This is a genomic window from Vallitalea guaymasensis, from assembly GCF_018141425.1.
GTDB lineage: Bacteria > Bacillota > Clostridia > Lachnospirales > Vallitaleaceae > Vallitalea > Vallitalea guaymasensis.
Map to the genome: position 1 here is coordinate 1,031,957 of NZ_CP058561.1, position 22,303 is coordinate 1,054,259.

Sequence of the window (22,303 nt, forward strand, 5' to 3'; positions counted from 1 at the left end):
CCCCCTTCTAATCATCCTCACCTAGTATTGAATTTCTTATGTCTGAATCAATCTCTATGGATTGTTTTATAGGCGGTACTATAACTTCACAATCCATCTTCACATCACCATTATCAAGTTTATTATTAATTTCATCTATCTTCTCTTCAATTCTGCTCATGTCTTTCATGAAGTCCTTATTCCTTTCATAAAACCTAATGGCTTCACAAATATATTGTGAAGCATTAGATTTACTGTTAATCATGTCCAATACGTCCTGATTTTCCTTGTTGAAGCTAAGTAATTTTTGTCTACTCATAGAACCCCAGCCTTTACTAGTCCAACAATCTGGAAACCTTTCGCATTAGCCCATTGAGCATCCGTTTGAGGTAATTGGACATGTGGAACTGACTTCTTGAAGTAATCGTATATTATCTTACTTGTACCACCAACACATATTACTGGCATGATAGAGAGATTAATGTTCTTTTCTTTGATACTGGTAAGTACGTTATTTTTTATATAACGGTTTATGGTACTGCATACAATTACAGCACTTTCTTCCTGCAGTTTACCATTAATGATTATTCCACCATTCTCTATGGCTTTAGCTGCTGTTTTCAGATCATAGTCATCACCAAAATATGTACTAAGTTCTTCCCTTACCATAGTTTCTAGGAAAATACCTCCGTAGTTATTAGAAAATAGTGTACTTGGTATTGGTACTAGATTATCGTATACACCAACATTCATGTTACGTCTGCCTATGTCAATAACAACTACCCTGTTATTTCTGAATACTGCTGGTTCAAGGTAGGTGATTCCACTACCTTCATGTTTTATTATCACTCTTTCAAAAGTTATTTTATAATCTGTTCCATTAACTTCAATTTCAACTGGTGTTTCAGGAGCAATAAACTCTCTAAATTCCTCTTTGAGTTTGACGTTTTTAAATATTGCAGTAGGACAACCAACCGTTAATGTTACATAAGGTGTTGTGTCTCTTCCAGCAATTTTACATATAGCTGTGTATATTGCTAATTGATGTGTTAAGGATGTCTTTGTTGTATCAGTATCGTAGTGTTCTCCTTGTTCACCGATTATATAGTTTTTACCCTGATAACTAACTTTATAGGAGTTACCTTCAACATCAATATCTCCATCTGCTAGATCATAGGATTTAGTTAAGAAAAATACTTCTCTATCTGTTGAATCAATTAATTTTCTTCCTAATGCCTTGGTAGCACTTTTACCAGCATCAACTGATATAATATATTTCATCCAATTATTCCTCCTAAGTATATGAATATAATATATATCAAGTTTTTTATATGATATTCATATATAGTTTTGATAGTATGTATATGATATTCATATAGGTTTAAATATAAATATGAATATCATATATACTTTTCACTGTTTCATATATGAATATCATATAGTTTCAAATTGTTATATCATATTCATATATACTTTCAGTAGATATATCTTTTTTATATAGTAGTAGTTAAATTATTTAATACGTCATCATAGAGGGCATGATAGCCCTCTTATATTTAAAGTATGATTTTCACTTTGGTATCTTCTAATGCTTCATTCAAGTATTCTTTTATAGCTTCCATTGCATTGACTCTCCAACCTGTTCCTCCTGCTTCAAATAATGCAGCTGCTGGACCTGTTCTCATTCTGAATACAAATTTGCTATAAGGTTGTTGTAGTTCAGGGAATGTTCTAAAAGGTGCAAGTTCCACTGGATTAGGTAATTCTACGTCTGCTACTCTTGCAATGCCTGTCCTTGCTGTAACTGTTTGTGTCACTCCATCATCACCAGTATTCTGAACCGTTTCTTCTTTTATGTTACCAACGATTTTCAACATGGTCTGCATATCAGTATTAGGTTCAAAACAACTTTGTAACATGATATTGAAATCCTCTGTATCCAAAAAACTGTTAAACTCAACACGAGGTAATATTGCCTTAGCTTCTACCAGCTGTTCTCTATTTCTGTCTTTATTAAGCTTAGAGTATACCCTTACAGTACTTGGTGACTTAATATGTATGGTTAAATCTTCTCCAACAATATGCCCATCAATTTGACTTTTCACATAATCAATGACACCAGTTAGAGTTGTCAGTTGAAAACTTTCTTTAACTACTGGATCAGTTAATTTTGTACAACTGTTGGTTGCATACTTGAATCCATCTATTTCCTTAATCTCTGTCTTTCCTAAACCTACTAAATATTCTAATGCTTGTTTAATCATTTCATCTTTCCTCCGATTCATTTGTTATTTAACATTTTTATTCAACATTGTAACTTTGTCATTGTCAGTTTCAGTTTCAATATCCTCAATTGACATTTGACCTGGTATTCCACCAGTGTATTCTTCTGCTACTAATCTTCCATTAGAATCCTTACCTATAAATATTTCTGTTGTAAGAGGATCTGCAGGAGCCAGTTTTGATTTGGTTTGAAAATCAATAGATGCAGAATTTCTCTTTTTATTAGGCTTTATCTTAAAAGTAATCTGTATAGTTCTAGCTGCTTTATCAGATGTATTTGGGTCACTGATGTTTTCTAGCACTTTCTCAAATTCTGCATCAAACTGCTCTATAAGAGCACCATGAGCCATCTTGGAAATATTAAAGTAGTCTATGTTATCCATATTTTCACACCCTTTCATTATTTGGTTGATTTATTATAAATAATGGATTATAATAAACTTGGTTAAATTATTTAGTACGTCATTAAAGACGTGCTTTTTTTCTGTTTTAATTTAAGTTCAAGCTGTTCTAGTTCCTTTTTGGCTTTATAGTACTTGGAATCTTTATTCCTGAGGTCTACTTCATAATGTGATGCATTATGCTTACCATAATCAAGAATATCTTCAAGTCTCTTCTTAAGAATCTTTTCATCAGCCCATGCAAAGCAGCTATCCTCTATTTTTCTATTAAGTGCCTTGCATTTATCATCTGATGTATTATTGGCACAGTTAGAACAAGATTTATCCTGCTTGTTCATCATCAGCACCAGCTTTCTTGACATACCCTTTTTTCTCCATGAACTGTCTTGCCTTACTCATATTTCTAGTAATTTTCTTAGTACCATTTATAACAGCAACTACTTGTCCATTGTATTGTGCTATGTATCCTAATTCTTTGGTAACAGTATGTCGGTATTCGCAAAACTTAATATTTATCATTGTTATCTCCTCCTACTGGTACTGATATTGATAGAACCTCATTTTGATAGCATTAAGAGCAAGTGCGAAGTTGGTTTCATCTAGTCCGCAAAATGTGTCAATAACAGATACACCTTCGTATGAGTTGTACAGATTGAATGCTAATCGTATTAGATTCTTAGAAGTTTGTGAAAAGTCAACTTTTCCATTAGCTAAGTTCTCAGGTAAAATGACTCTTTCTTCAAAGTCATAAATAAAATCAGACTTAAGAAATAGATCATTATTACCAGCAATTATGAAAAATACTGCTTTTCTTTCTGTATCTCCTGTATATGTTTGGTCTTTTCTTAGTAATTGGTTAAACCTTATTTGATGCATTTCGTTTAAAAACATCGTTTATCTCCTTTCTTTTATCGCTTGTACCAGTCATGTTAAAGGCTAACAATAGGAGGCGAATGATTAGTATTTTAGAAAATTTAATTCATCCTCCCATTTTAATAATTTACTCTGGAACACTTTGTAATGATTCATTTTTCACCCTTTCTTTACCTAATCTTTCTAATCTATCTAATTCTTCATCATCCAAGTTTGCTAACATCCTGTAAAATGTTTCTGTCTTTTCGTTAACCCCTATCATATGCCCTTTAATAGAATCCAAAACGGTACCATCTCTAAGTATGTGTATTACTTTATACTTTTGACCGTTAAGCTCTTTCTCCATCTTCTCACCTCCAATAAATATTTAATTAACATTTCTTTTACTTTATAATTTATGTTAGGTAATTTTTGTCCTATTACTACTATGCTTAACATTATTTTGATGATTTTAAATCACTTTTTCTGAGAAAAAAATTTTTTCTTTATCATTAATAGCAAGTATTTTTGATAATAAAAATATTTCACTAGCTTTAAACTCTGTTATATTTTTAATCTTCTTATATAAACCCATTTCTGAAAGTCCTAGTTGTTTTGCTATTTCTCTTTTAGTTAATCCACTTCTTTTAATAGCAATTTCTAACTCAATAGTATTTGTCATTTAACTCACCCCTCTTGTATTTTGTTGATTCAAAATCACATTTACATATTAACATGCTTAGTGATTAATTGTCAACATTTTTTTATGTTTTTAATTTTTTGTTGACTTTTAATCTACAATATGCTAGATTGTTTTATATAAACAAAAGTTTAGAAAGAGGTAAAATTATGGGATTATATGAGAGGATAAAAAATCGACGTGAAGAATTAAAAATGACTCAAGAAGAACTAGCAACTAAAATGGGCTATAAATCTCGTTCTACCATAGCTAAAATTGAATCAGGTGCAAATGATATTCCACAGTCAAAAATTAAAGATTTTGCAGAAGCGCTGCAAACAACTCCTTCTTACCTAATGGGATGGACAGATGATACAGGATTTGCAAGTGAAATCACAAAAAAACAAATAAATAAAACAATATTTTCTCAACGTTTAAAAGAAATAATGGAAGAAAATAATGAAACGACTTATACTTTGGGTGATTCATTACATCTAAGTGCTGCAACAATATCTAGATATACTATCGGTGAAATGGTTCCTAAAATTACAACTATTGAAATACTATCATTAAAATATAATTTAAATCCTGCATGGCTTATGGGTTATGATGTTCCTAAACACATAAAAACTGACAAACCTAATACACTAGCAGCTCATGCAACAAAAGATCTAACAGAAGAAGAACAAGAAAAAGTTATTGAATATATTAAGTTTCTTAAATCCCAAAGAAAATAAATTTATTATTAATAATAATAAGCTTTATATATTACAAACAACAAACAGCTAAATAACTACCAGTATAAATATAGTACAACTATCGGGAATTTTAATTATAAGCTGAGGTATAAATATGAATGAATTGAGTAAAAATATCAAAATTGCTAGAACTAAAAAGAAAATGAGCCAATTAGAACTTGCAAAAGCTATTGGTAAATCTAAAAATGTAATCTCTAATTGGGAACGTGGAAATAATAAACCTGATGTTGATAAAATAGAGTTATTATGTACATTGCTAGACACTACTCCAAACAAATTAATGGGTTGGGAATCACCTATTCATATAGTACCAGCTTATGTTACACAAGAATTAATTCAAAAAGACATTATTAAAAGGATAAAAAATAGAAGAATTAAACTTAGTTTATCCTATCAGGATTTAGCCAAAAAAACAGGACTTAGTAAATCTACATTACAACGCTATGAAACTGGAACTATTGGTAATATCCCATTAGACAAATTAGAGATATTAGCTAAAGCTTTATGCGTTTCACCTGCATATATAATGGGTTGGGAAAAAGATGTCGTTAATAAAAAACCTAAAACTATTGCAGCTCATTCCACAGTTAATATATGTGAGCAAAAACATCAAATGGAATTTAAAGATAAAATCAAAAAAAGACGTACAGCATTAAATATGACTATGCAAGAATTAGCTAAAAAAATTGGAGTTAGTACTCCTACAATACAGAGATATGAGAGTGGAGAAATAAAAAATGTTAGAAAAGATAAAATTACATTATTAGCTTCGGCTCTTGATTGTTCACCTGGATACCTAATGGATTGGGAAGAAAATATAAATAACGAAACATCAAAGCAGAATGAAATTAATACTATTGCTACTCATGCTACTGAAGATTTAACTAAAGAAGAACAAGAAAAAGTTATTGAATACATAAAGTTTATAAAGTCACAAAGAAAATAAACCCATATTTAAAACTTAAAGGGGGTTAATACAAATGACAAAACTTTTATAATATAAGGAGATTCTTAAATGGAAATAGGTGAAAGAATAAAAAAAAGAAGAAAAGATCTTAACATGTCACAAGAGGAGTTAGCTTTTAAATTAGGTTATAAATCACGTTCATCAATAAACAAAATTGAAAAAAGTGGTCGTGATTTACCTCAATCAAAAATTAAAACAATAGCTGATGTTTTAGGTGTAACCCCTTCTTACATTATGGGTTGGGAAGATTCTAGTAACACTAAGTTAGATACAACTAAAACAATAGCAACTGATGCTACAGCAGATTTAACTAAAGAAGAACAAGAAAAAGTTATTAAATACATAAAGTTTATAAAGTCACAAAGAAAATAAACCCATATTTAATAACTTAAAGGGGTTAATACAAATGACAAAACTTTTACAATATATTGAAGAGGAAAATATAGAACTTATTGAAACAGATATACCAATTAAAAATCTTAAAGGTCTATATTATGATAATACAATCATTATTGATAAGAAAATAGCTACTACAGTTGGAAAGAAATGCATCTTAGCTGAAGAAATAGGGCACTATTATACAAGTACAGGGGATATTTTAGATCAATCTAATATTAGCAACATAAAGCAAGAAAACAAAGCAAGAGCATGGGCTTTCGAAGAATTGATAGGGTTAGTCGATATAATAAATGCATATAAAAGTGGAGTGCGTAATAAATATGAGTTAGCTGAATACTTAGATGTGACTGAAGAATTTCTGGATGAAGCTATTGAGTACTATAAAAGGAAATTCGGAATATTATTTAATATTGACAAGTACATTATATATTTTGAACCATTTGGAGTAATAGAAAGACTATAATAATTAAAATTGGTATTAACATAATATAAATCTTGATTGAAGAAAAGGAGGTGCTCTATGTCAGCGAACCTAGAAAAAAGAGTAGCTTGTTACGTTAGAGTAAGTACAGAAAATCAGCTTGAAAATTATAGTATAGATGAACAGACAGACCGTTTAAAAGCTTTTTGTAAAGCCAAAGATTTAAGTATTGTCAAGTTCTATACTGATGGAGGCTATTCAGGTGGAAATATGAACCGTCCTGGACTTCAACAGATGTTAAAAGATATTAAGGATAAGCATATTGATATGATTATAGTATATAAATTAGATAGATTAAGTAGATCACAAAAAGATACTCTAACATTAATTGAAGATGAATTTCTATCAAACGATGTTGATTTTGTGTCAATGAGTGAAAACTTTGATACCTCTACTCCCTTTGGCAAGGCTATGATTGGTATATTATCTGTATTTGCTCAGTTAGAAAAAGATCAGATCACAGAACGTTTTACCATGGGACGTATTGGTAGAGCTAAAAACGGATATTATCATGGTGGACCAACAGCCCCAACAGGCTATGACTATATAGATGGTGAACTTGTAGTAAATGAATACGAAGCATTACAAGTCAAAGAAGTTTTCAAGCGTTTTTTAGATGGTCAGAGCATCAATGCTATACGAAAATACATGAGTGAACATTATACTAACAAATATGGAAACTGGAGCAGTCATACACTAGTCTTAAATATATTAAAAAACAAAGTATATATAGGTAAAGTGAAGTTTAAAGGTAAAGCATATGCTGGGAAACATAAGCCAATAATATCAACTGATATTTTTAATGACGTTCAAAAAATATTAACTAGCACAAAAAGAGAAGATTCTAAGACTATTTTTCAGAAAAACCCATTTAAAGCTAATAATTTATTAACTAGTCTAATATACTGTAAAAATTGTGGTGCAAGATTTTGTGGTAATCATGGAAACTATGTTTGTTATTCCAGAGGAAAAACCGATAAGCGAAAAATTATAGATCCTAATTGTAAAAATAAAAAATGGAATATACAAGCTTTAGATAAGATTATAAAAGATGAAATACTAGAAGCTGCACTGAATAAAGAATACTTCAATAAAATAATATCTAACAAAGAAATTGTACCAGTTGATAATACAAAAAAAATGAAGAAGCGTATAGATGAAATAGATAAACAAATCGTTAGAATGATGGACTTATATCAAGTTGGTGATATCCCTATAGAACAAATATCTCACAGAATAGTAAAATTGAAAAAAGAAAAAGATACTATTTCAGACCAACTTGTAGATAAAAAACAAACAAAGCTTTCTATAGCAGAAGCAAAAGGAATATTATCAAGAGCAGCCATAATATTAGAAAATGGTGATTTATCTCAGCAAAGAATGGTTGTTAGCAACCTAATTGATTATATTGAGATAGATGATGAATGCATACAAATTCATTGGAGTTTTGTATAAATTTTATATTACAGTTTTAGTTTATCCATGTGCATGGGATTCGGATGTAATGCAGCTGGTATAACTGCCTGTAGGATAATAGATTCTCCTCGTGAGCGTCTTATTGCAATAATAACTAATAATTTTGTACCTTGTAATGGACGCTTTCCAACACTTATCGCACTAGCCACAATCTTCATTGCTGGAATTAGCGGTAAATTTTCATCTGTAATTGGCACTTTAGTAATTCTACTTACCATCGTTTTAGCTGTATTTTTAACTTTTGGAATATCAAAATTGCTGTCAAAAACTATACTTAAGGGAATCCCCTCATCCTTTACATTAGAATTACCGCCTTACAGAAAACCACAGATTGGTAAGATATTGATTAGATCATTGATCGATAGAACATTATTTGTATTAGGTAGAGCTATAGTTGTAGCTGCACCCGCTGGTGTAATCATATGGATTTTACAGAATATCACTGTTGGAGATATAAGTATTCTATCCCACTGTGCTAATTTTCTAGAACCTTTTGCCAATATGATTGGTCTAGATGGATATATACTAATGGCATTCATATTGGGCTTCCCGGCCAATGAAATTGTTATACCGATACTTATTATGAGTTACATGTCAACTGGTGCAATGCTAGAACTTGATAGTCTCCAAGCTCTAAAAGATTTATTGGTTAATAATGGATGGACCATGCTTACTGCCATATGTACTATGTTATTCTCACTGAATCACTTTCCATGTGGAACTACATTATTAACCATATATAAAGAAACTAAAAGTAAAAAATGGACTTTTGCATCATTTATTATACCTACCATAACAGGGATAGTGATATGTTTTATTGTAGCTCAAACAGCTAGATTGTTTGGATTTTATTAGGAGTACAGTCGCAAATATAATATAGGGGAATATTTCGTCAGCCTGTTAAACGTCCGTGTTTAAAAGGCTGAATTCGCCGTCCATGGCTCACTGCTCCATATTCCCCTATACTATATTCGCTCGATATTTAAATCTGGTTTAATTCTTCACTCTAAATGATAGAACTGTAAAAAACATAAAAAATATAGTGATAATCACAATTTTTACGACTTGTTGTATACCTTAAAAACAGATAAAACAACAAACGTAACCAGAGTGATTATCACTACATATGGTTTAACATACTACCATTAATTTATACATAACTCCCCTAACTCACTTAATCTCTTCCTCATGCACCTCTATCTTAGAAATTGAAACCTCATATGCAACCTTACTTATGGACTCAGTCTCACTTAATTTTTTTTGATACTCCCTACTCTGTATTCTGCCCCATATTTTTATTCTATCACCAACATTGAATTTTTCTGCATATCTTGCATTTCTTCCCCAGCAGATACATGGAATATAATCCGATTTGTTATAAGGACGATTGACAGCTAATAAAATATCTGTAATCTCTCTTCCAAAAGGAGTTGTTCTATACATTGGAGGCTTACAAATATAACCATCTAAATATATGTAATTAGGGTTTCTCTTAATCTCTTCTTCTTCAAAAATAGAGATTTCTCTAGCGAAAACTGTTAAAACTAATCTATTTTTACCCTCAATTTGTCTGTTATAAGAACGGAATTGTCCTTGAACATCTACTATCTTACCTCTCAAATCACTAGTTGTGTCAATAAGACGTTCGGATACCATTATAGGTATTATATCGGAGTTATCACTTAGTCTTGATATTTCTACATCAAAATTGTAAAATCCCTCTCCATATACTTCATGGCTGAATTCAAATGTAGAATGTATTTTCCCTATTAAATTGACTTGATTGTTTCTGATAACATTATCTTCCATGATACTTATCTCCCTTCCATTATATTAAACGCTAACCCTTCTCCTTAGAAAAATTCTCATTCAATATATATTCATATGTTTAATGTTTATCTATATTTATCTTTATTCAAAATGATTGATTTTTAGAAGCAGATTTTTAATTCTTCTTACATGGAATTTAATTTATCACTGATACTCCTATCTATTAACATGACAGCTGTTACAGCAGACATTATATTATATATATCGTGTCCCCAAGACGATTTAATGAATACTGGAAATTCTTGTGGCTCAATTATCGTATCATCTTCGTCTATCTCTCTTTGAATACAGTAGATCAGAGTTTTACTTGTATCCAAATCACCACCTAAACTTGATATAGTAACGCTAGATTTCTTATTAAATCCAAGAGTAATAAATCTGCATAGAGGGATATCAAGGTTGATATCTTTCAATTCATGATCCACATTGGCAATAGCATAATAGGTTGTTTCACCATTATCAAATACATTAATAGTCACCAAATGACTCTCTTCTTCTATCTCATATTTCACGTTAACTTTTTTCATGATATCTTCAAAAATGAATATTAAGTTACTTAACTTATCATTACCTGTTATAATAATTTTTTTCATATATAGCAACCTGCCTTTGAAAATATATAAATAGTTATATCACTTATTATTGTCTAACTTAGTAATTAATAATCCTTAAAATAAAAAAATAATTATTATCTAACATAAATAGCTATATGTGTTGTATAATAATACATGAACCGCAAATAATTTTTCGTATTATTAAAAAACACAAAAAAATAGACATTATGTCACTATTTATTGTTTTTATACATAATGAATATTAATTTTAGATAAATTATAATTATAATTGTAATCAATAATATAAAAAAGTAGTAAAAACGCATAATAACATCTTTATTAAATGAATGAATTTGTTGATATTATGCAACTGCTTATCTTAATAGAAAGGAGGATGTCAATGAAATTAACTATAACAACTCTTATAGAAAATTCTAAAGGAGAGCATCTAGGCTTATTGAACGAACATGGTATTTCCTTTTTGATTGAAGTGAATAATAAGAAAATACTGTTTGATACTGGTCAAAGTGGTGATTTTATTAAAAATGCATCTACTCTTGGTAAAGACTTAAAAGATATAGATATGGTAGTCTTAAGTCACGGACATTATGATCATACAGGTGGATTTAGACGTTTTGTAGAAACTGTTACTTCTGATTTTAAACTGTATTTTCATAAGAATGCATTTAGAAAAAAATACAGCTTTGATAATACTCATTACAAATTTTTAGGAAACAGTTTTGACAAAGAATTTTTAGAGGATAATAATGTTGAATCTCATCTTGTGGACGAAGATATATTAGAGATAGATAAAGGAATTTATATTATTTCTAATTTTGAACGTGTTACTTCATTCGAGAAAAACAACCCTAGATTTTATCTTGTAAATAATGATGAACATGTTCTTGATGATTTTAATGATGAAATTATGTTAGCAATAGATACACCAGATGGTCTAGTTGTAATTCTTGGCTGTTCTCATCCTGGAGTAATCAATATGCTTAAGACTTTGATTAAGCGTACTGGTAAAAGCATTAATACAATCATCGGTGGAACACATTTGGTTAGGGCTGACGAGGATAGAATTCGTCAAACCATAGAGAATTTTAAAGCTATGGACATAAAAAAATTTGGCATTTCACATTGTACGGGAGAAAATGCCATGAATCAGTTGAAGCTAGAATTTGGTGACAAATATTTTCATAATACAACTGGAACAGTACTATATTTTGATAAATAAAAATATGGAGAGATAGGTATGTTTTTAAAAGATATTGCGCAAAGAATTGTTAATTTAATGATGGAAGTTATTGATTACCGTAATATTAATATTATGGATTGTGATGGTTTTATTCTTGCTTCAGGTGAACCTAACAGAGTCTCCACCTATCATAAAGGTGCCGATGATGTTATTAAGTCTGGAAAAAGTATTGAAATATATCCAGGTGATGTTGAAAAATTCCCTGGTGCTAAACAAGGTGTTAATCTTCCCATCAATATTGAAGGAAAGGTTATCGGCGTTGTAGGAGTCTACGGACACCCTGATGAAGTTAGAATGGTTGCCAAGCTTGTTAAAAATTCTGTAGAGCTGGCTCTTGAACAATATCTTATATCTGAACAGGTCAACCTGGTTAAAGACCTGAACAATCAAATGATAAGAAAGTTAATATTTAATCCTATATCTGAAACAGAGGAAGAAATATTATGTTTATCAAAAGTATCACATGTGGATCTTAAGCTGCGAAGATGTGCTGTGGTAATAAAATTAGATAAATTTTCTAATGATGAAGTTTATGAATCTGTCAATGCTATGGGAGAGATAGAAAAACTGTTAACAAGTAATAATTATATAACCAATAATGATTTTTTTGGTATCATTAATCATTATTTTATAATTTTCAAAGATATTGCTGATGAAAAACGCTCTACATATATAGATAACATCTTACACACCCTTAAAGATAAACAACCATTTGATACTAGAATAGGCTTAGGTAATTCTTATAACGACTTGTATGGATATAAAAAATCATTTAACGAAGCTGTTGAACTTATTTCCATAAGCAAAAACGTTCCTCTTGATATTAACGATTTTGAAACGCAAGCCAAATACCTTCTCCATAAAATACAGACAGATGCATCTGAACCATTTATTAAGAAGTTGTATTTGTCAATACTGAATGAAAATAATAAAGTTCCAGAATGGTTTTATAAAACATTAGATTCATTATTTGAACATAATCTTAATTTGAACGAAACGGCGGAAGCTCTATTCGTTCACAAAAATACCCTTGTTTATCGCTTAAAGAAGATTGAACAGATAACAGGATTGAATGTAAATAATTTTTATCATTCAGTACTTCTATATTGTTTATATTCCTATATAAACAATATAGATAAATCGAATTAGATGATTGCTATAGAACCAGCAATTATTTAGTTCTATTAGGCTTATAAAAGTCAAGGACATATATTGAACTTAATAAAATGAATATTGATGTTTAAGTTCAATATGTGTAGATAGTGGTATCTAATACTTAAAAATACTAGGAGGAAATATTATGACAAGTGGCATAGGACTATTTATTATCGTTATAATTGCAATTGTGGGTACAATCATTTTGATTTCGAGATTCAAAATGCATCCTTTTATAGTGTTACTGCTGGCAGCGTATTTTATAGGTATATGTACAAAAATGCCTGCTGATTCTATAATATCAACAATTAAAAAAGGTTTCGGTAATATCCTAGGTAACATTGGTATTGTAATCATTGCTGGTACAATAATTGGTACGATACTGGAAAAAACCGGAGCGGCTCTTACAATGGCTAACAGTATATTAAGGCTAGTTGGTAAAAAAAGAGCACCTCTTACAATGAGTTTAACTGGATATGTTGCAAGTATCCCAGTATTCTGTGATTCTGGTTTCGTAATTTTATCCCCTATAAATAGAGCTCTAGCAGAAAAATCAAAAGTATCTTTAGCTGTTATGGCTACTGCACTTAGCTCAGGATTATATGCAACGCATTGTCTTGTTCCACCAACACCAGGTCCAATAGCAATGGCTGGTACATTATCAGCTAACTTAGGTTTAGTTATTCTAATGGGTCTAGTTGTATCCATCCCTGTTATGCTTGCAGGTTACATATATGCAATTAAAGTTGGTCCAAAATTCCCTATCGACCCTAATCCAGAAACAACAGTAGAAGAATTATTAGAAAAATATGGTAAACTTCCAAGTGCTTTTAAATCATTTGCACCTATCATTTTACCTATTATTCTTATTGCTTTCAAATCAATAGCTGATTTCCCATCTGCACCATTTGGTGAAGGTATTGTTAAATCATTCTTTGATTTTATAGGTAATCCTGTTACTGCTTTGATTCTAGGAATCTTCCTAGCTATGACTTTAATACCAAAGTCTGAAAAGCAAAATAGTTTTAAATGGATTGGAAAAGGTATCTATAATTCAGCATCAATCTTAGCGATTACAGGTGCTGGTGGTGCTCTTGGTGCTATCTTACAATCATTACCACTTGCTGATGCATTAAGCGATTCATTACTTAAATATAACATTGGATTATTATTACCATTTATCATAGCCATGTTACTTAAAACAGCTATGGGAGCTTCCACAGTTGCTATGATCATAACTTCTGCAATGGTTGCACCACTTATGGCTAATATGGGTATGACAAGTGAAATGGCAAAAGTACTTGTAGTTCTAGCGATCGGTGCTGGTTCAATGACAGTATCTCATGCCAACGATAGTTATTTCTGGGTTGTCTCCCAGTTCAGTGATATGGATACATCCACGGCTTATAAATGTCAAACGGGTGTTACCCTTGTCCAAGGTATTGTAGCGATTGTGATGATAATGATACTTGGAGTAATATTCATCTAACAAAGACTGACTAACATAGAAAAGAGTTGATTACTTGAAGAAAATAGTTATTGCCTCAGATTCTTTCAAAGGTACTATGGACTCTATTAATGTCTGTAATATAGTTGAAAAAGGTATTAAAAACATTAGACCAGAAATTAAAACCATAACGATACCTATAGCTGATGGAGGCGAAGGAACTGTAGATGCTTTTTTAAATGCTATTGGCGGTATAAAAGTAACCAAAAAAGTTACAGGTCCACTTTTTGACAAAATTGAAGCAACTTACGGAATATTAGATGATGGATCAGCAGTCATTGAAATGGCTCAAGCCTCAGGACTGCCTCTAGTAGAAGGAAGAGAAAATCCTCTGAAGACAACTACTTATGGTACAGGCGAGCTAATTCAGGATGCTCTAGAAAAAGGCTGTAGTAAAATAATCATCGGTATTGGGGGAAGCGCAACTAATGATGGCGGTGTCGGAATGGCTGCTGCATTAGGTGTAAGATTCCTACAAGAAGATAATAGTGAAATAGATCTAACTGGTGAAGGCTTAGGTTCTTTAGCTACTATTGATACAAGTAATCTAAATTCCAAAATAACTGATTGTCAATTTATCGTAGCTTGTGATGTTGATAATCCATTATATGGCGCTAACGGAGCCGCTTATGTTTTCGCTCCACAAAAAGGTGCCAATGCAGAAATGGTAAAGATTCTTGATGAGAACCTTAAGCATTATGCTGGTATAGTTAATAGAGACTTAGGAATAAACTTGCAGAAATATAAGGGTTCAGGTGCCGCAGGAGGATTAGGCGCAGGTCTTGTTGCCTTTGTTGATGCCCAGTTGAAATCAGGTATCAATATATTACTTGATGCTGTAGATTTTGATGATCTTGTAGCTGATGCTGATTTAATTATAACAGGTGAAGGCAAGATTGATGGGCAAAGCTTACGAGGTAAAGTACCTGTAGGTATAGCTGATAGAGCTGTGAAATATCACAAGCCTGTTATTGCTATTGTAGGTGCTATTGGTGATGAGACTGATGCACTCTATGAAAGAGGAATCAGTTCTATATTCAGTATTAATCAAAGACCGGAAGCCTTTGAAGTTGCTAAGAATTATTCTGAAGAAAACTTATTAAAAACAACCGAATCCATTATTAGACTGGTATCGGTAGTATAACCAATTAAGGGACTGTTCTTTATGGACAGTCCCTTATTATTTACTAAACTTACCTAGTTTAATTAATTCAATTGAACTAAGTATTCTATTGTTTATTATTTTTAATATTTTTTATTGAATCCAATGCTAAGTCATTAGTATGCTTCAATGATTTTGATATGATCAATTTTGTTCTGTCAAGCATTGGTTTATTTCCAAAACGAAGTCCATCTAGATTTTCTACATTATTAATAAATCTATGAAGTTCTTTATCAACATCTACGAAATGACTCAGTTCTGATATAGGAGTTGGGTCATCTGTTAATCCCATCAGATAATCCATTGATACATTAAAAAATTTTGCAAATTGCATTTTTGTATCATCGTCTGCTTGTCTAGCATTTCTTTCATATTGTGAAATGTTATTTTTAGTCTTTCCTACTATATCTCCTAATTCTTGCTGTTTCATTCCTTTCTGTTTCCTTAATAATCTTAATCTATTGCTAAAATTTGGCATTCTAATCACCTCACATTTATTTTAGAATCCATTAATATCACTGTAAATAGCAATAACCAACAAGACAACTTAATGCAAAATTAGGTATTGACAGTAACCAATATGTGTATTATAATGTAGTTAACGATTTGGTTATTATTATTGACATCAAATCAATATAATATCCATTTCAGTTATTACTTATTTTCATTTATATATAATGTATTCTAATACCTCACTGTTTTGTTAATGTTTTACTAGTGTTAACAATTCAAAAATGCATAATTGGATTATGCAAATGCAATATAGTTTATTTTACTAAAGGGCAAGTAAGTAAGCTATATTGCAATGAAAAATATTTAATATGTAGTACAATTTATTAATACTTGTAATATCGACATTGTATATTAAACACATAACAAAATACAATTTAATATACTTAATATAATAATTGTCATTGTTAAGGGTATGATAGATAGGATTATTCTATATGTAGTCCTGTTCTGCCATTTTATGCTCAATTTGATAGCTGTTTATTTTTAACTCCCCTTCCCCTTACATGATTAATTATATATACATACTCCCCTTATCCTAACTAGATTAGAATCTTCAACACATATGTCTATTATGCGAACGATCCTTAAAAGGGTGAAATATCTAGAATTTGGAGTATATTAGATATTTCACCCTTATTATATCACATTTTATTTTACTTTTATTAACTTTACACTATATTACTCAATTGTTAACGCTATTTATTTAACTTTTCTATTTCATTAAATATCTTCTTAAATTCTTCCTCCTCTCTTATGGAATCAAAACTTGATTGTTTTAGTAGTACCAATATATTTTCATATATATTAATTCTTATTGGATACTCACTTTGTTTTAATTCATCAAAACACCATAATTTCTTTAACCCTTCAATGTTAGTGAAGTCATGATTTTTATAAGAATCTATCATGTGTTTTAACATTTCTATAGCTTTTTTATTATTACCAATATTTATGAATAATTGAGCTAACTGCAGATATTCATTTAACAGAAAAACTGTTTCCCCATCATATTGGAATAGATTTTTTATATTTATGCTCAGATTATAATATTTTTCAGCTACATCATAATCTTGTTCATTATTACAATAGGTATTTCCCAAACTCAAACAGATATTAGATATATCATTAATACTCTTGAACAATTTACTTTGGAGTAATGTTCTAGCTTCTTGATATCTTTGTTGCTTTATATAAATACTTGCCATAATATCATCAGGATCACATTGACTTATATTAATCTTATTAAGTGTACTAATAGCCTCCTCTTCTCTATCCAATGTTGCGTATAGACTACCTAAAGCAAATAATGAAACTTCTACCAGCTTAGTATCATTACAATTTGAAATCACTTCTTCATATAATTCTACAGCCTCATTTAACATTTGTGTGCATTTTTCTTCATTTTCAGTTTTCCAAGAATAAATAGTATATAAAAACGCTATCCTACTCATCAGAAAATAACTTGACGGATATTTGTTCAAATACTCTTTTGTCCTCTTAATGGCTATACTCATATCCGAGTTATTAAAAAGCTCTTCGCATTCTTCATATATCTCCTTCACCTTCTCATCACTTAAATCCTTATCAAAGTTAAGTAATGTATCAATAGTAACATTGAAAAATTTTGCTAATATAGGCAATAATGTTATATCTGGATATGAATTTCCACTTTCCCATTTTGATATGGCAGCAGTTGATACTCCAATTATTTTTGCAAGTTGTTGCTGAGTTATGCCCTTGTCTTTTCTTAATCTATATATTATTTGTCCAATCTGTAATTTTTTCATAATATTACACTCCTTAATTTTATAACCAATAAATAAATCTGGATAATTACCATCTTAAAACATTTATTAAATAGAATATTCTTCTTCTAGTATACAGCGTAATAACCCATATACCAATAGAGATATAGTTAATTATAGTCAGTAAAATATAACTGTTGGTTAATTTTTATATGGAATAATTACTAAACAACTAAACAAATTCCTTCAGTAAAGCTAATACGTTTTTCATATTCTTCTCTAACTTTTTATACAAAAAAACAGAGAATAGTATTATCCTATTCCCTGCTTCATCTTAGTATATAATTATATTTTCTTATACTATTTACGACCAAAATGAATCTACTAATAATTCACTTAGTCTTATATATTCTTCATAACAACTCTTATATATTTTAACACTCTCTTTATTAGGTTGATAAGTCTTTTGGATAGTTACAGTCTTATCTATAGCTTCTTGAAAGTCCTTATATATACCTACACCAACTCCAGCAAGAATTGCAGCTCCTAGAGTAGTCGCATGGTCTGAATAAGGTACCTGAATAGTACGGTTAGTTACATCTGCTTTGATTTGAGTCCATACACTGCTATTGGCACTTCCACCTACACTTGATAAAGTACCAACCTCAACTCCTGCTTCTTTAGCAGTCTCCAAGTTATGGTTAAGAGCATATGCAACGCCCTCCATTGTACTTCTGATCATATGTGCTCTTGTTTTATCAAAAGACAATCCATAATAAACACCTTTTGCCTTACTATTCCACAGAGGAGATCTTTCCCCTTTCATATAAGGTAAAAAGATTATATCATCACTACCTGGTGGTATTCTCTCAGCTTCTTCACTCATTATAACAAATGGATTACTCCCTCTCTTATCAGCTTCTTCCTGCTCTACATGTCCAAATTCTCTATTAAACCAATTAAGAGTTCCTCCTCCACCTGTTGTACCACCTTGCAACAACCACATATCAGGTAAAACATGATATCCAAGAATCAATTTCTCATGTATCACAGGCTTACCTAACGCAATACTCATTCCACCTGCTTGACCACCCTGTTCTTGAGTCTCTCCTTCATTAATTACACCAGCACCTAAAGTACAACAAGCAGCATCTAGACCACCAGCTACAACAGGTGTACCCTCTTTCAACCCCGTTGCCTTAGCTACCTTCTCTGTAACACTACCAACAATATCATGACTATGCATCAACGGTGCCATCAAATCTATAGATAACCCTAACTTATCAGCTATCTCAAAATCCCACTCACCTTTGTTTATATCAAAAAAATGGAATCCATAACACTGAGAATAATCTTGTGAAATTTTATCAGTAAGCTTATATACTATATAAGCATTGCTCTGCAAAAATTTATAAGTCCTATTGAATACCTCAGGCATATTATCTTTTAACCATAACATCTTAGGAGTTATATAAGCTGAATCAACAGGATTACCACTGATGCTAATCAACTTTTCTTCACCAACTGCATCCTTCATCCATTTCGCCTGCTCTTCAGCCCTTCTATCCAACCATATCATAGCCCTACTCAGCACATTACCTGACCTATCAATAGGAATACAAGCCCATGATGTCCCATCAATACCAATACCTTTTATATCTTTCGGATTAATATTATCTCTACTTAACATCTGGGAAATTCCCTCAGTAATTACTTGCCACCAATCCTCCGGATCTTGCTCCACAAAACCTTTACTAGGATAATAAGTCTCATAACTCATAGTAATACTAGAAACTACTTTACCCATTACATCAAAAATAGTCATCTTACAACCCGATGTACCTTGGTCAATAGCTAATAGCAACTCTCCCATTAAACAACAACACCTTTTTTAAGAATGATATTTGCATATAACGAAGTCTCCCCAGTAGCTACAACCGCATATGCCTTCTTAGCTCTCTCATAAAATGCAAATCTTTCTTCATAACAGATTTTTTTGTCTCCCTCTTTTTCCTTGATTATAGCCTTATATGTATCCCATATCTCAGGAACATAAGTATCTCCCTTTACAACTTCCATCAATCCAACAGGTTCATCAGTATACACATCCAAAGGCATCAATTCTAAAACAGCCTCTAAAACTTCAGGTACACCATGTCCATCTAATCTAACTAATCTCTGAGCCATAGAAGCCGCAGGAAAGTTACCATCAGATATAACTATCTCATCCCCATGCCCCATCTCCATCAATATTTTCAACAACTCTGGTGATAAAATACTTGGAATCTTCTTCAACATACTAATCATCTCCTATAATTTTTATATATATTATTTTATTACTTACTACACAATTTAACTGTAATCTTTTTATCTACCTAACATTAATATCACGGGCAAAAGGGTAAATTGTAATAATCACGCAGACCGATCGCTTCTCAGAGTAAGGCAAGTGATTATTACAATTTACCCTGCCCCCTCCTACCATAATATCAACCTATCACAGCTACCTCTACCTGACTAAAATACAAATCCACCAATTCTTTCTCTACATAACCAGTCTGAGCAAATTGAGTATTAGCAGTTCCACAAGCCATACCCATCCTAATCATATCTATCTGACTCATTTCTCTTTCTAACCCAATAGCACACCCAGCTATAAAAGAATCTCCAGAACCAACTGTATTTATAACCCTAGCAGGTGGAATAGTAAACCTGTATATACCTTCATCAAGTCCCGCAATACATCCATCTTTTCCTAGACTGATTACAGGTACCTCAACACCCATTTTCTTAAAATGCTCAATAGCCTTTACAAGTCCTTCCAATGTACTAACATCACCATTATAAACCTGCTTAATCTCATCAGTATTAGGTTTTACCATATAAGGTATAGCTTTTATACCCTCTATGAATGCTTTTGAACTTGTATCTAAAATAACTTTTTTATCATGCTTCTTAGCAATATCAATCAATACTTTGTAAAAATCATTAGATATTCCCTTTGGTAAACTCCCAGAAATAGTAACCACTTTTACATCATTCAACATATTTTCATATGCCTTGATAAATTTATCAACTTCATATTCTGATACAACTGGTCCTGCTTCCAATATCTCAGTACTAATCTGATTAACAGTATCAGATACGTTAACACATATTCTTGTTTCTCCACTTACCTTAATAAATCTACTTTCAATCCCCAGCTCTTTAACTTTATTATTAATAAAATCTCCATTAGAACCACCTAATAAACCTGTTGCAGCAACTTTTTCACCCATTGTTTTTGCAACCTTAGCTACATTAAGCCCTTTACCACCTGCAGAGGCAACCGTCTTGATAGGACGATGTACCTCTCCAAGTTTATAATTATCTATTATATAGACTTTATCAATAGCTGGATTCATAGTAATTGTAAGAATCATTATACACCTCTAGAATTCGTCAGCTAAGCCGCTTGATCCACAAAGCCTTATCTTTTTCTTGACTACTTCTTTTACAGCTTCTCTAGCAGCTCCCATATAATTTCTTGGATCATTTTCATCTTTATTTTTAGCGAATGTACCTGCAATCGCTTCTGCCATAGGATTTTTCAATTCAGTTGCTATATTTATTTTTGCTATTCCACGTTTTATGGCCTCTTTGATACTATCATCTGGTACACCGGAAGCGCCATGTAGAACAAGTGGTACATCTACTATTGCTTCAATTGCAGACAACCTGTCAAAATCTAACTTAGGCTCTCCTTTGTACATACCGTGTGCAGTTCCTATAGCTATTGCTAATGTATCAATACCTGTATCTTCAACAAATTTTTTAGCTTCAGAAGGAATTGTCAAGGCAGCTTCATCACTGTTGACAAACATATCGTCTTCAACTCCACCTATCCTTCCAATCTCACCTTCAACTTGTATTCCTACAGCATGAGCCATATCTGTAACACGCTTAACCAATTTCACATTTTCTTCATATTCAAGATTAGCCCCATCAATCATTACAGATGTATAGTTATTCTTAATACATTGTACAATAGTATTAAAAGATGGGCAATGGTCAACATGAAGTGCTACAGGAATATTATACATATCTGCTGCCTTTTTTACAATAACCCCAATGTATTCTATTCCTGCATGTTTCAAAGTTCCTGGTGTTGTCTGAATAATTACTGGAGCTCTTTCTTCACTAGCACCTTCAATAACTGCTTGAATGGTTTCTAGATTATGTATATTAAACGCCGCTATTGCTACCTTTTTCTCTTTTGCTTTCTTAATTAATTCTAGTGAACTTACTAATGGCATAGCTAT

Annotated in this window: 26 protein-coding genes and 1 pseudogene; 10 read left to right on the forward strand and 17 right to left on the reverse strand. The window is 31.4% G+C overall.

Translation table 11 applies throughout. The annotated features are described in order from the left end of the window. Positions 1 to 7: 7 nt before the first annotated feature. The 9 genes from HYG85_RS04660 to HYG85_RS04700 form a co-directional block, all read right to left on the reverse strand. Positions 8 to 298, reverse strand: a complete 291-nt coding sequence (locus HYG85_RS04660; RefSeq protein ID WP_212692499.1) for a hypothetical protein — start codon at positions 296 to 298, stop codon at positions 8 to 10. After that, complete coding sequence (locus HYG85_RS04665; protein WP_212692500.1) at positions 295 to 1,260, reverse strand: ParM/StbA family protein; 966 nt, start codon at positions 1,258 to 1,260, stop codon at positions 295 to 297. Before HYG85_RS04665 ends, HYG85_RS04660 begins: the two co-directional genes overlap by 4 nt. Positions 1,261 to 1,535: 275 nt before the next feature. After that, entirely contained in the window at positions 1,536 to 2,243 is a 708-nt protein-coding gene (locus HYG85_RS04670) for a hypothetical protein (RefSeq protein ID WP_212692501.1), read from the reverse strand. A 24-nt stretch (positions 2,244 to 2,267) separates the two neighbouring features. Further along, complete coding sequence (locus tag HYG85_RS04675) at positions 2,268 to 2,645, reverse strand: hypothetical protein (RefSeq protein WP_212692502.1); 378 nt, start codon at positions 2,643 to 2,645, stop codon at positions 2,268 to 2,270. A 71-nt stretch (positions 2,646 to 2,716) separates the two neighbouring features. After that, positions 2,717 to 3,025, reverse strand: a complete 309-nt coding sequence (locus HYG85_RS04680; RefSeq protein WP_212692503.1) for a hypothetical protein — start codon at positions 3,023 to 3,025, stop codon at positions 2,717 to 2,719. Beyond that, a complete protein-coding gene (locus tag HYG85_RS04685; RefSeq protein WP_212692504.1) occupies positions 2,985 to 3,182 on the reverse strand; it encodes a hypothetical protein in 198 nt (65 codons plus the stop codon). Before HYG85_RS04685 ends, HYG85_RS04680 begins: the two co-directional genes overlap by 41 nt. Positions 3,183 to 3,194: 12 nt before the next feature. After that, positions 3,195 to 3,554: a DUF6075 family protein gene (locus HYG85_RS04690; RefSeq protein ID WP_212692505.1), complete on the reverse strand. Its 360-nt coding sequence runs from the start codon at positions 3,552 to 3,554 to the stop codon at positions 3,195 to 3,197. Positions 3,555 to 3,663: 109 nt separating this feature from the next. Beyond that, positions 3,664 to 3,882, reverse strand: a complete 219-nt coding sequence (locus HYG85_RS04695; RefSeq protein ID WP_212692506.1) for a BOW99_gp33 family protein — start codon at positions 3,880 to 3,882, stop codon at positions 3,664 to 3,666. A gap of 105 nt (positions 3,883 to 3,987) precedes the next feature. Further along, positions 3,988 to 4,197: a hypothetical protein gene (locus tag HYG85_RS04700; protein WP_212692507.1), complete on the reverse strand. Its 210-nt coding sequence runs from the start codon at positions 4,195 to 4,197 to the stop codon at positions 3,988 to 3,990. Positions 4,198 to 4,364: 167 nt separating this feature from the next. Here HYG85_RS04700 and HYG85_RS04705 point away from each other — a divergent pair, with 167 nt between their 5' ends. From HYG85_RS04705 to HYG85_RS04730, 6 genes and pseudogenes are all read left to right on the forward strand, one after another. Then, complete coding sequence (locus tag HYG85_RS04705) at positions 4,365 to 4,931, forward strand: helix-turn-helix domain-containing protein (RefSeq protein WP_212692508.1); 567 nt, start codon at positions 4,365 to 4,367, stop codon at positions 4,929 to 4,931. A gap of 115 nt (positions 4,932 to 5,046) precedes the next feature. After that, on the forward strand, positions 5,047 to 5,898 hold the full coding sequence (locus HYG85_RS04710) for a helix-turn-helix domain-containing protein (RefSeq protein WP_212692509.1): 852 nt from the start codon (positions 5,047 to 5,049) through the stop codon (positions 5,896 to 5,898). A 69-nt stretch (positions 5,899 to 5,967) separates the two neighbouring features. Next, on the forward strand, positions 5,968 to 6,291 hold the full coding sequence (locus HYG85_RS04715) for a helix-turn-helix domain-containing protein (protein WP_212692510.1): 324 nt from the start codon (positions 5,968 to 5,970) through the stop codon (positions 6,289 to 6,291). 34 nt (positions 6,292 to 6,325) lie between these two features. Further along, positions 6,326 to 6,781 (forward strand): ImmA/IrrE family metallo-endopeptidase, encoded by a 456-nt coding sequence (locus HYG85_RS04720; protein ID WP_244971279.1) that lies wholly within the window; start codon positions 6,326 to 6,328, stop codon positions 6,779 to 6,781. A 57-nt stretch (positions 6,782 to 6,838) separates the two neighbouring features. Continuing rightward, a complete protein-coding gene (locus tag HYG85_RS04725; RefSeq protein ID WP_212692511.1) occupies positions 6,839 to 8,254 on the forward strand; it encodes a recombinase family protein in 1,416 nt (471 codons plus the stop codon). Positions 8,255 to 8,272: 18 nt separating this feature from the next. Further along, positions 8,273 to 9,130 (forward strand): annotated as a pseudogene (locus HYG85_RS04730) (nucleoside recognition domain-containing protein); the annotation flags it as partial. Positions 9,131 to 9,445: 315 nt separating this feature from the next. Here the strand turns inward: HYG85_RS04730 and HYG85_RS04735 are convergent. Together HYG85_RS04735 and HYG85_RS04740 are read right to left on the reverse strand one after the other, a co-directional pair. Beyond that, complete coding sequence (locus HYG85_RS04735; protein WP_113671881.1) at positions 9,446 to 10,084, reverse strand: single-stranded DNA-binding protein; 639 nt, start codon at positions 10,082 to 10,084, stop codon at positions 9,446 to 9,448. Positions 10,085 to 10,230: 146 nt separating this feature from the next. Further along, positions 10,231 to 10,698, reverse strand: a complete 468-nt coding sequence (locus tag HYG85_RS04740; RefSeq protein ID WP_212692513.1) for a hypothetical protein — start codon at positions 10,696 to 10,698, stop codon at positions 10,231 to 10,233. 361 nt (positions 10,699 to 11,059) lie between these two features. Here HYG85_RS04740 and HYG85_RS04745 point away from each other — a divergent pair, with 361 nt between their 5' ends. From HYG85_RS04745 to HYG85_RS04760, 4 genes are all read left to right on the forward strand, one after another. Then, entirely contained in the window at positions 11,060 to 11,899 is an 840-nt protein-coding gene (locus HYG85_RS04745) for an MBL fold metallo-hydrolase (protein ID WP_212692514.1), read from the forward strand. A gap of 18 nt (positions 11,900 to 11,917) precedes the next feature. Continuing rightward, positions 11,918 to 13,069, forward strand: a complete 1,152-nt coding sequence (locus tag HYG85_RS04750; RefSeq protein WP_212692515.1) for a CdaR family transcriptional regulator — start codon at positions 11,918 to 11,920, stop codon at positions 13,067 to 13,069. Between the two features lie 151 nt (positions 13,070 to 13,220). After that, on the forward strand, positions 13,221 to 14,564 hold the full coding sequence (locus HYG85_RS04755) for a GntP family permease (RefSeq protein ID WP_113671885.1): 1,344 nt from the start codon (positions 13,221 to 13,223) through the stop codon (positions 14,562 to 14,564). Positions 14,565 to 14,598: 34 nt separating this feature from the next. Beyond that, positions 14,599 to 15,726 carry a glycerate kinase gene (locus tag HYG85_RS04760; protein WP_212692516.1) on the forward strand — a complete coding sequence of 376 codons (1,128 nt, stop codon included), beginning with the start codon at positions 14,599 to 14,601 and terminating at the stop codon, positions 15,724 to 15,726. A gap of 85 nt (positions 15,727 to 15,811) precedes the next feature. Here the strand turns inward: HYG85_RS04760 and HYG85_RS04765 are convergent, their stop codons facing one another. The 6 genes from HYG85_RS04765 to HYG85_RS04790 form a co-directional block, all read right to left on the reverse strand. Continuing rightward, positions 15,812 to 16,222 (reverse strand): helix-turn-helix domain-containing protein, encoded by a 411-nt coding sequence (locus HYG85_RS04765; RefSeq protein WP_113671887.1) that lies wholly within the window; start codon positions 16,220 to 16,222, stop codon positions 15,812 to 15,814. Between the two features lie 730 nt (positions 16,223 to 16,952). After that, positions 16,953 to 18,044, reverse strand: a complete 1,092-nt coding sequence (locus HYG85_RS04770; protein WP_212692517.1) for a helix-turn-helix domain-containing protein — start codon at positions 18,042 to 18,044, stop codon at positions 16,953 to 16,955. A 322-nt stretch (positions 18,045 to 18,366) separates the two neighbouring features. Next, positions 18,367 to 19,875 carry a xylulokinase gene (locus HYG85_RS04775; RefSeq protein ID WP_212692518.1) on the reverse strand — a complete coding sequence of 503 codons (1,509 nt, stop codon included), beginning with the start codon at positions 19,873 to 19,875 and terminating at the stop codon, positions 18,367 to 18,369. Beyond that, complete coding sequence (gene fucU, locus HYG85_RS04780; protein ID WP_212692519.1) at positions 19,875 to 20,300, reverse strand: L-fucose mutarotase; 426 nt, start codon at positions 20,298 to 20,300, stop codon at positions 19,875 to 19,877. The genes HYG85_RS04775 and fucU overlap by 1 nt, the downstream gene beginning before the upstream one ends. A 191-nt stretch (positions 20,301 to 20,491) precedes the next feature. Next, positions 20,492 to 21,424 (reverse strand): 1-phosphofructokinase, encoded by a 933-nt coding sequence (gene pfkB, locus HYG85_RS04785; RefSeq protein WP_212692520.1) that lies wholly within the window; start codon positions 21,422 to 21,424, stop codon positions 20,492 to 20,494. A gap of 9 nt (positions 21,425 to 21,433) precedes the next feature. Next, entirely contained in the window at positions 21,434 to 22,297 is an 864-nt protein-coding gene (locus HYG85_RS04790) for a class II fructose-bisphosphate aldolase (protein ID WP_113671890.1), read from the reverse strand. Positions 22,298 to 22,303: the final 6 nt, after the last annotated feature.

Excerpts from the sequence above, each read along its gene's own strand:
- HYG85_RS04660 (WP_212692499.1), bottom strand. The coding sequence starts at position 298 with ATGAGTAGACAAAAATTACTTAGCTTCAACAAGGAAAATCAGGACGTA.
- HYG85_RS04665 (WP_212692500.1), bottom strand. The coding sequence starts at position 1,260 with ATGAAATATATTATATCAGTTGATGCTGGTAAAAGTGCTACCAAGGCA.
- HYG85_RS04670 (WP_212692501.1), bottom strand. The coding sequence starts at position 2,243 with ATGATTAAACAAGCATTAGAATATTTAGTAGGTTTAGGAAAGACAGAG.
- HYG85_RS04675 (WP_212692502.1), bottom strand. The coding sequence starts at position 2,645 with ATGGATAACATAGACTACTTTAATATTTCCAAGATGGCTCATGGTGCT.
- HYG85_RS04680 (WP_212692503.1), bottom strand. The coding sequence starts at position 3,025 with ATGTCAAGAAAGCTGGTGCTGATGATGAACAAGCAGGATAAATCTTGT.
- HYG85_RS04685 (WP_212692504.1), bottom strand. The coding sequence starts at position 3,182 with ATGATAAATATTAAGTTTTGCGAATACCGACATACTGTTACCAAAGAA.
- HYG85_RS04690 (WP_212692505.1), bottom strand. The coding sequence starts at position 3,554 with ATGTTTTTAAACGAAATGCATCAAATAAGGTTTAACCAATTACTAAGA.
- HYG85_RS04695 (WP_212692506.1), bottom strand. The coding sequence starts at position 3,882 with ATGGAGAAAGAGCTTAACGGTCAAAAGTATAAAGTAATACACATACTT.
- HYG85_RS04700 (WP_212692507.1), bottom strand. The coding sequence starts at position 4,197 with ATGACAAATACTATTGAGTTAGAAATTGCTATTAAAAGAAGTGGATTA.
- HYG85_RS04705 (WP_212692508.1), top strand. The coding sequence starts at position 4,365 with ATGGGATTATATGAGAGGATAAAAAATCGACGTGAAGAATTAAAAATG.
- HYG85_RS04710 (WP_212692509.1), top strand. The coding sequence starts at position 5,047 with ATGAATGAATTGAGTAAAAATATCAAAATTGCTAGAACTAAAAAGAAA.
- HYG85_RS04715 (WP_212692510.1), top strand. The coding sequence starts at position 5,968 with ATGGAAATAGGTGAAAGAATAAAAAAAAGAAGAAAAGATCTTAACATG.
- HYG85_RS04720 (WP_244971279.1), top strand. The coding sequence starts at position 6,326 with ATGACAAAACTTTTACAATATATTGAAGAGGAAAATATAGAACTTATT.
- HYG85_RS04725 (WP_212692511.1), top strand. The coding sequence starts at position 6,839 with ATGTCAGCGAACCTAGAAAAAAGAGTAGCTTGTTACGTTAGAGTAAGT.
- HYG85_RS04735 (WP_113671881.1), bottom strand. The coding sequence starts at position 10,084 with ATGGAAGATAATGTTATCAGAAACAATCAAGTCAATTTAATAGGGAAA.
- HYG85_RS04740 (WP_212692513.1), bottom strand. The coding sequence starts at position 10,698 with ATGAAAAAAATTATTATAACAGGTAATGATAAGTTAAGTAACTTAATA.
- HYG85_RS04745 (WP_212692514.1), top strand. The coding sequence starts at position 11,060 with ATGAAATTAACTATAACAACTCTTATAGAAAATTCTAAAGGAGAGCAT.
- HYG85_RS04750 (WP_212692515.1), top strand. The coding sequence starts at position 11,918 with ATGTTTTTAAAAGATATTGCGCAAAGAATTGTTAATTTAATGATGGAA.
- HYG85_RS04755 (WP_113671885.1), top strand. The coding sequence starts at position 13,221 with ATGACAAGTGGCATAGGACTATTTATTATCGTTATAATTGCAATTGTG.
- HYG85_RS04765 (WP_113671887.1), bottom strand. The coding sequence starts at position 16,222 with ATGCCAAATTTTAGCAATAGATTAAGATTATTAAGGAAACAGAAAGGA.
- HYG85_RS04770 (WP_212692517.1), bottom strand. The coding sequence starts at position 18,044 with ATGAAAAAATTACAGATTGGACAAATAATATATAGATTAAGAAAAGAC.
- HYG85_RS04775 (WP_212692518.1), bottom strand. The coding sequence starts at position 19,875 with ATGGGAGAGTTGCTATTAGCTATTGACCAAGGTACATCGGGTTGTAAG.
- fucU (WP_212692519.1), bottom strand. The coding sequence starts at position 20,300 with ATGTTGAAGAAGATTCCAAGTATTTTATCACCAGAGTTGTTGAAAATA.
- pfkB (WP_212692520.1), bottom strand. The coding sequence starts at position 21,424 with ATGATTCTTACAATTACTATGAATCCAGCTATTGATAAAGTCTATATA.
- HYG85_RS04790 (WP_113671890.1), bottom strand. The coding sequence starts at position 22,297 with ATGCCATTAGTAAGTTCACTAGAATTAATTAAGAAAGCAAAAGAGAAA.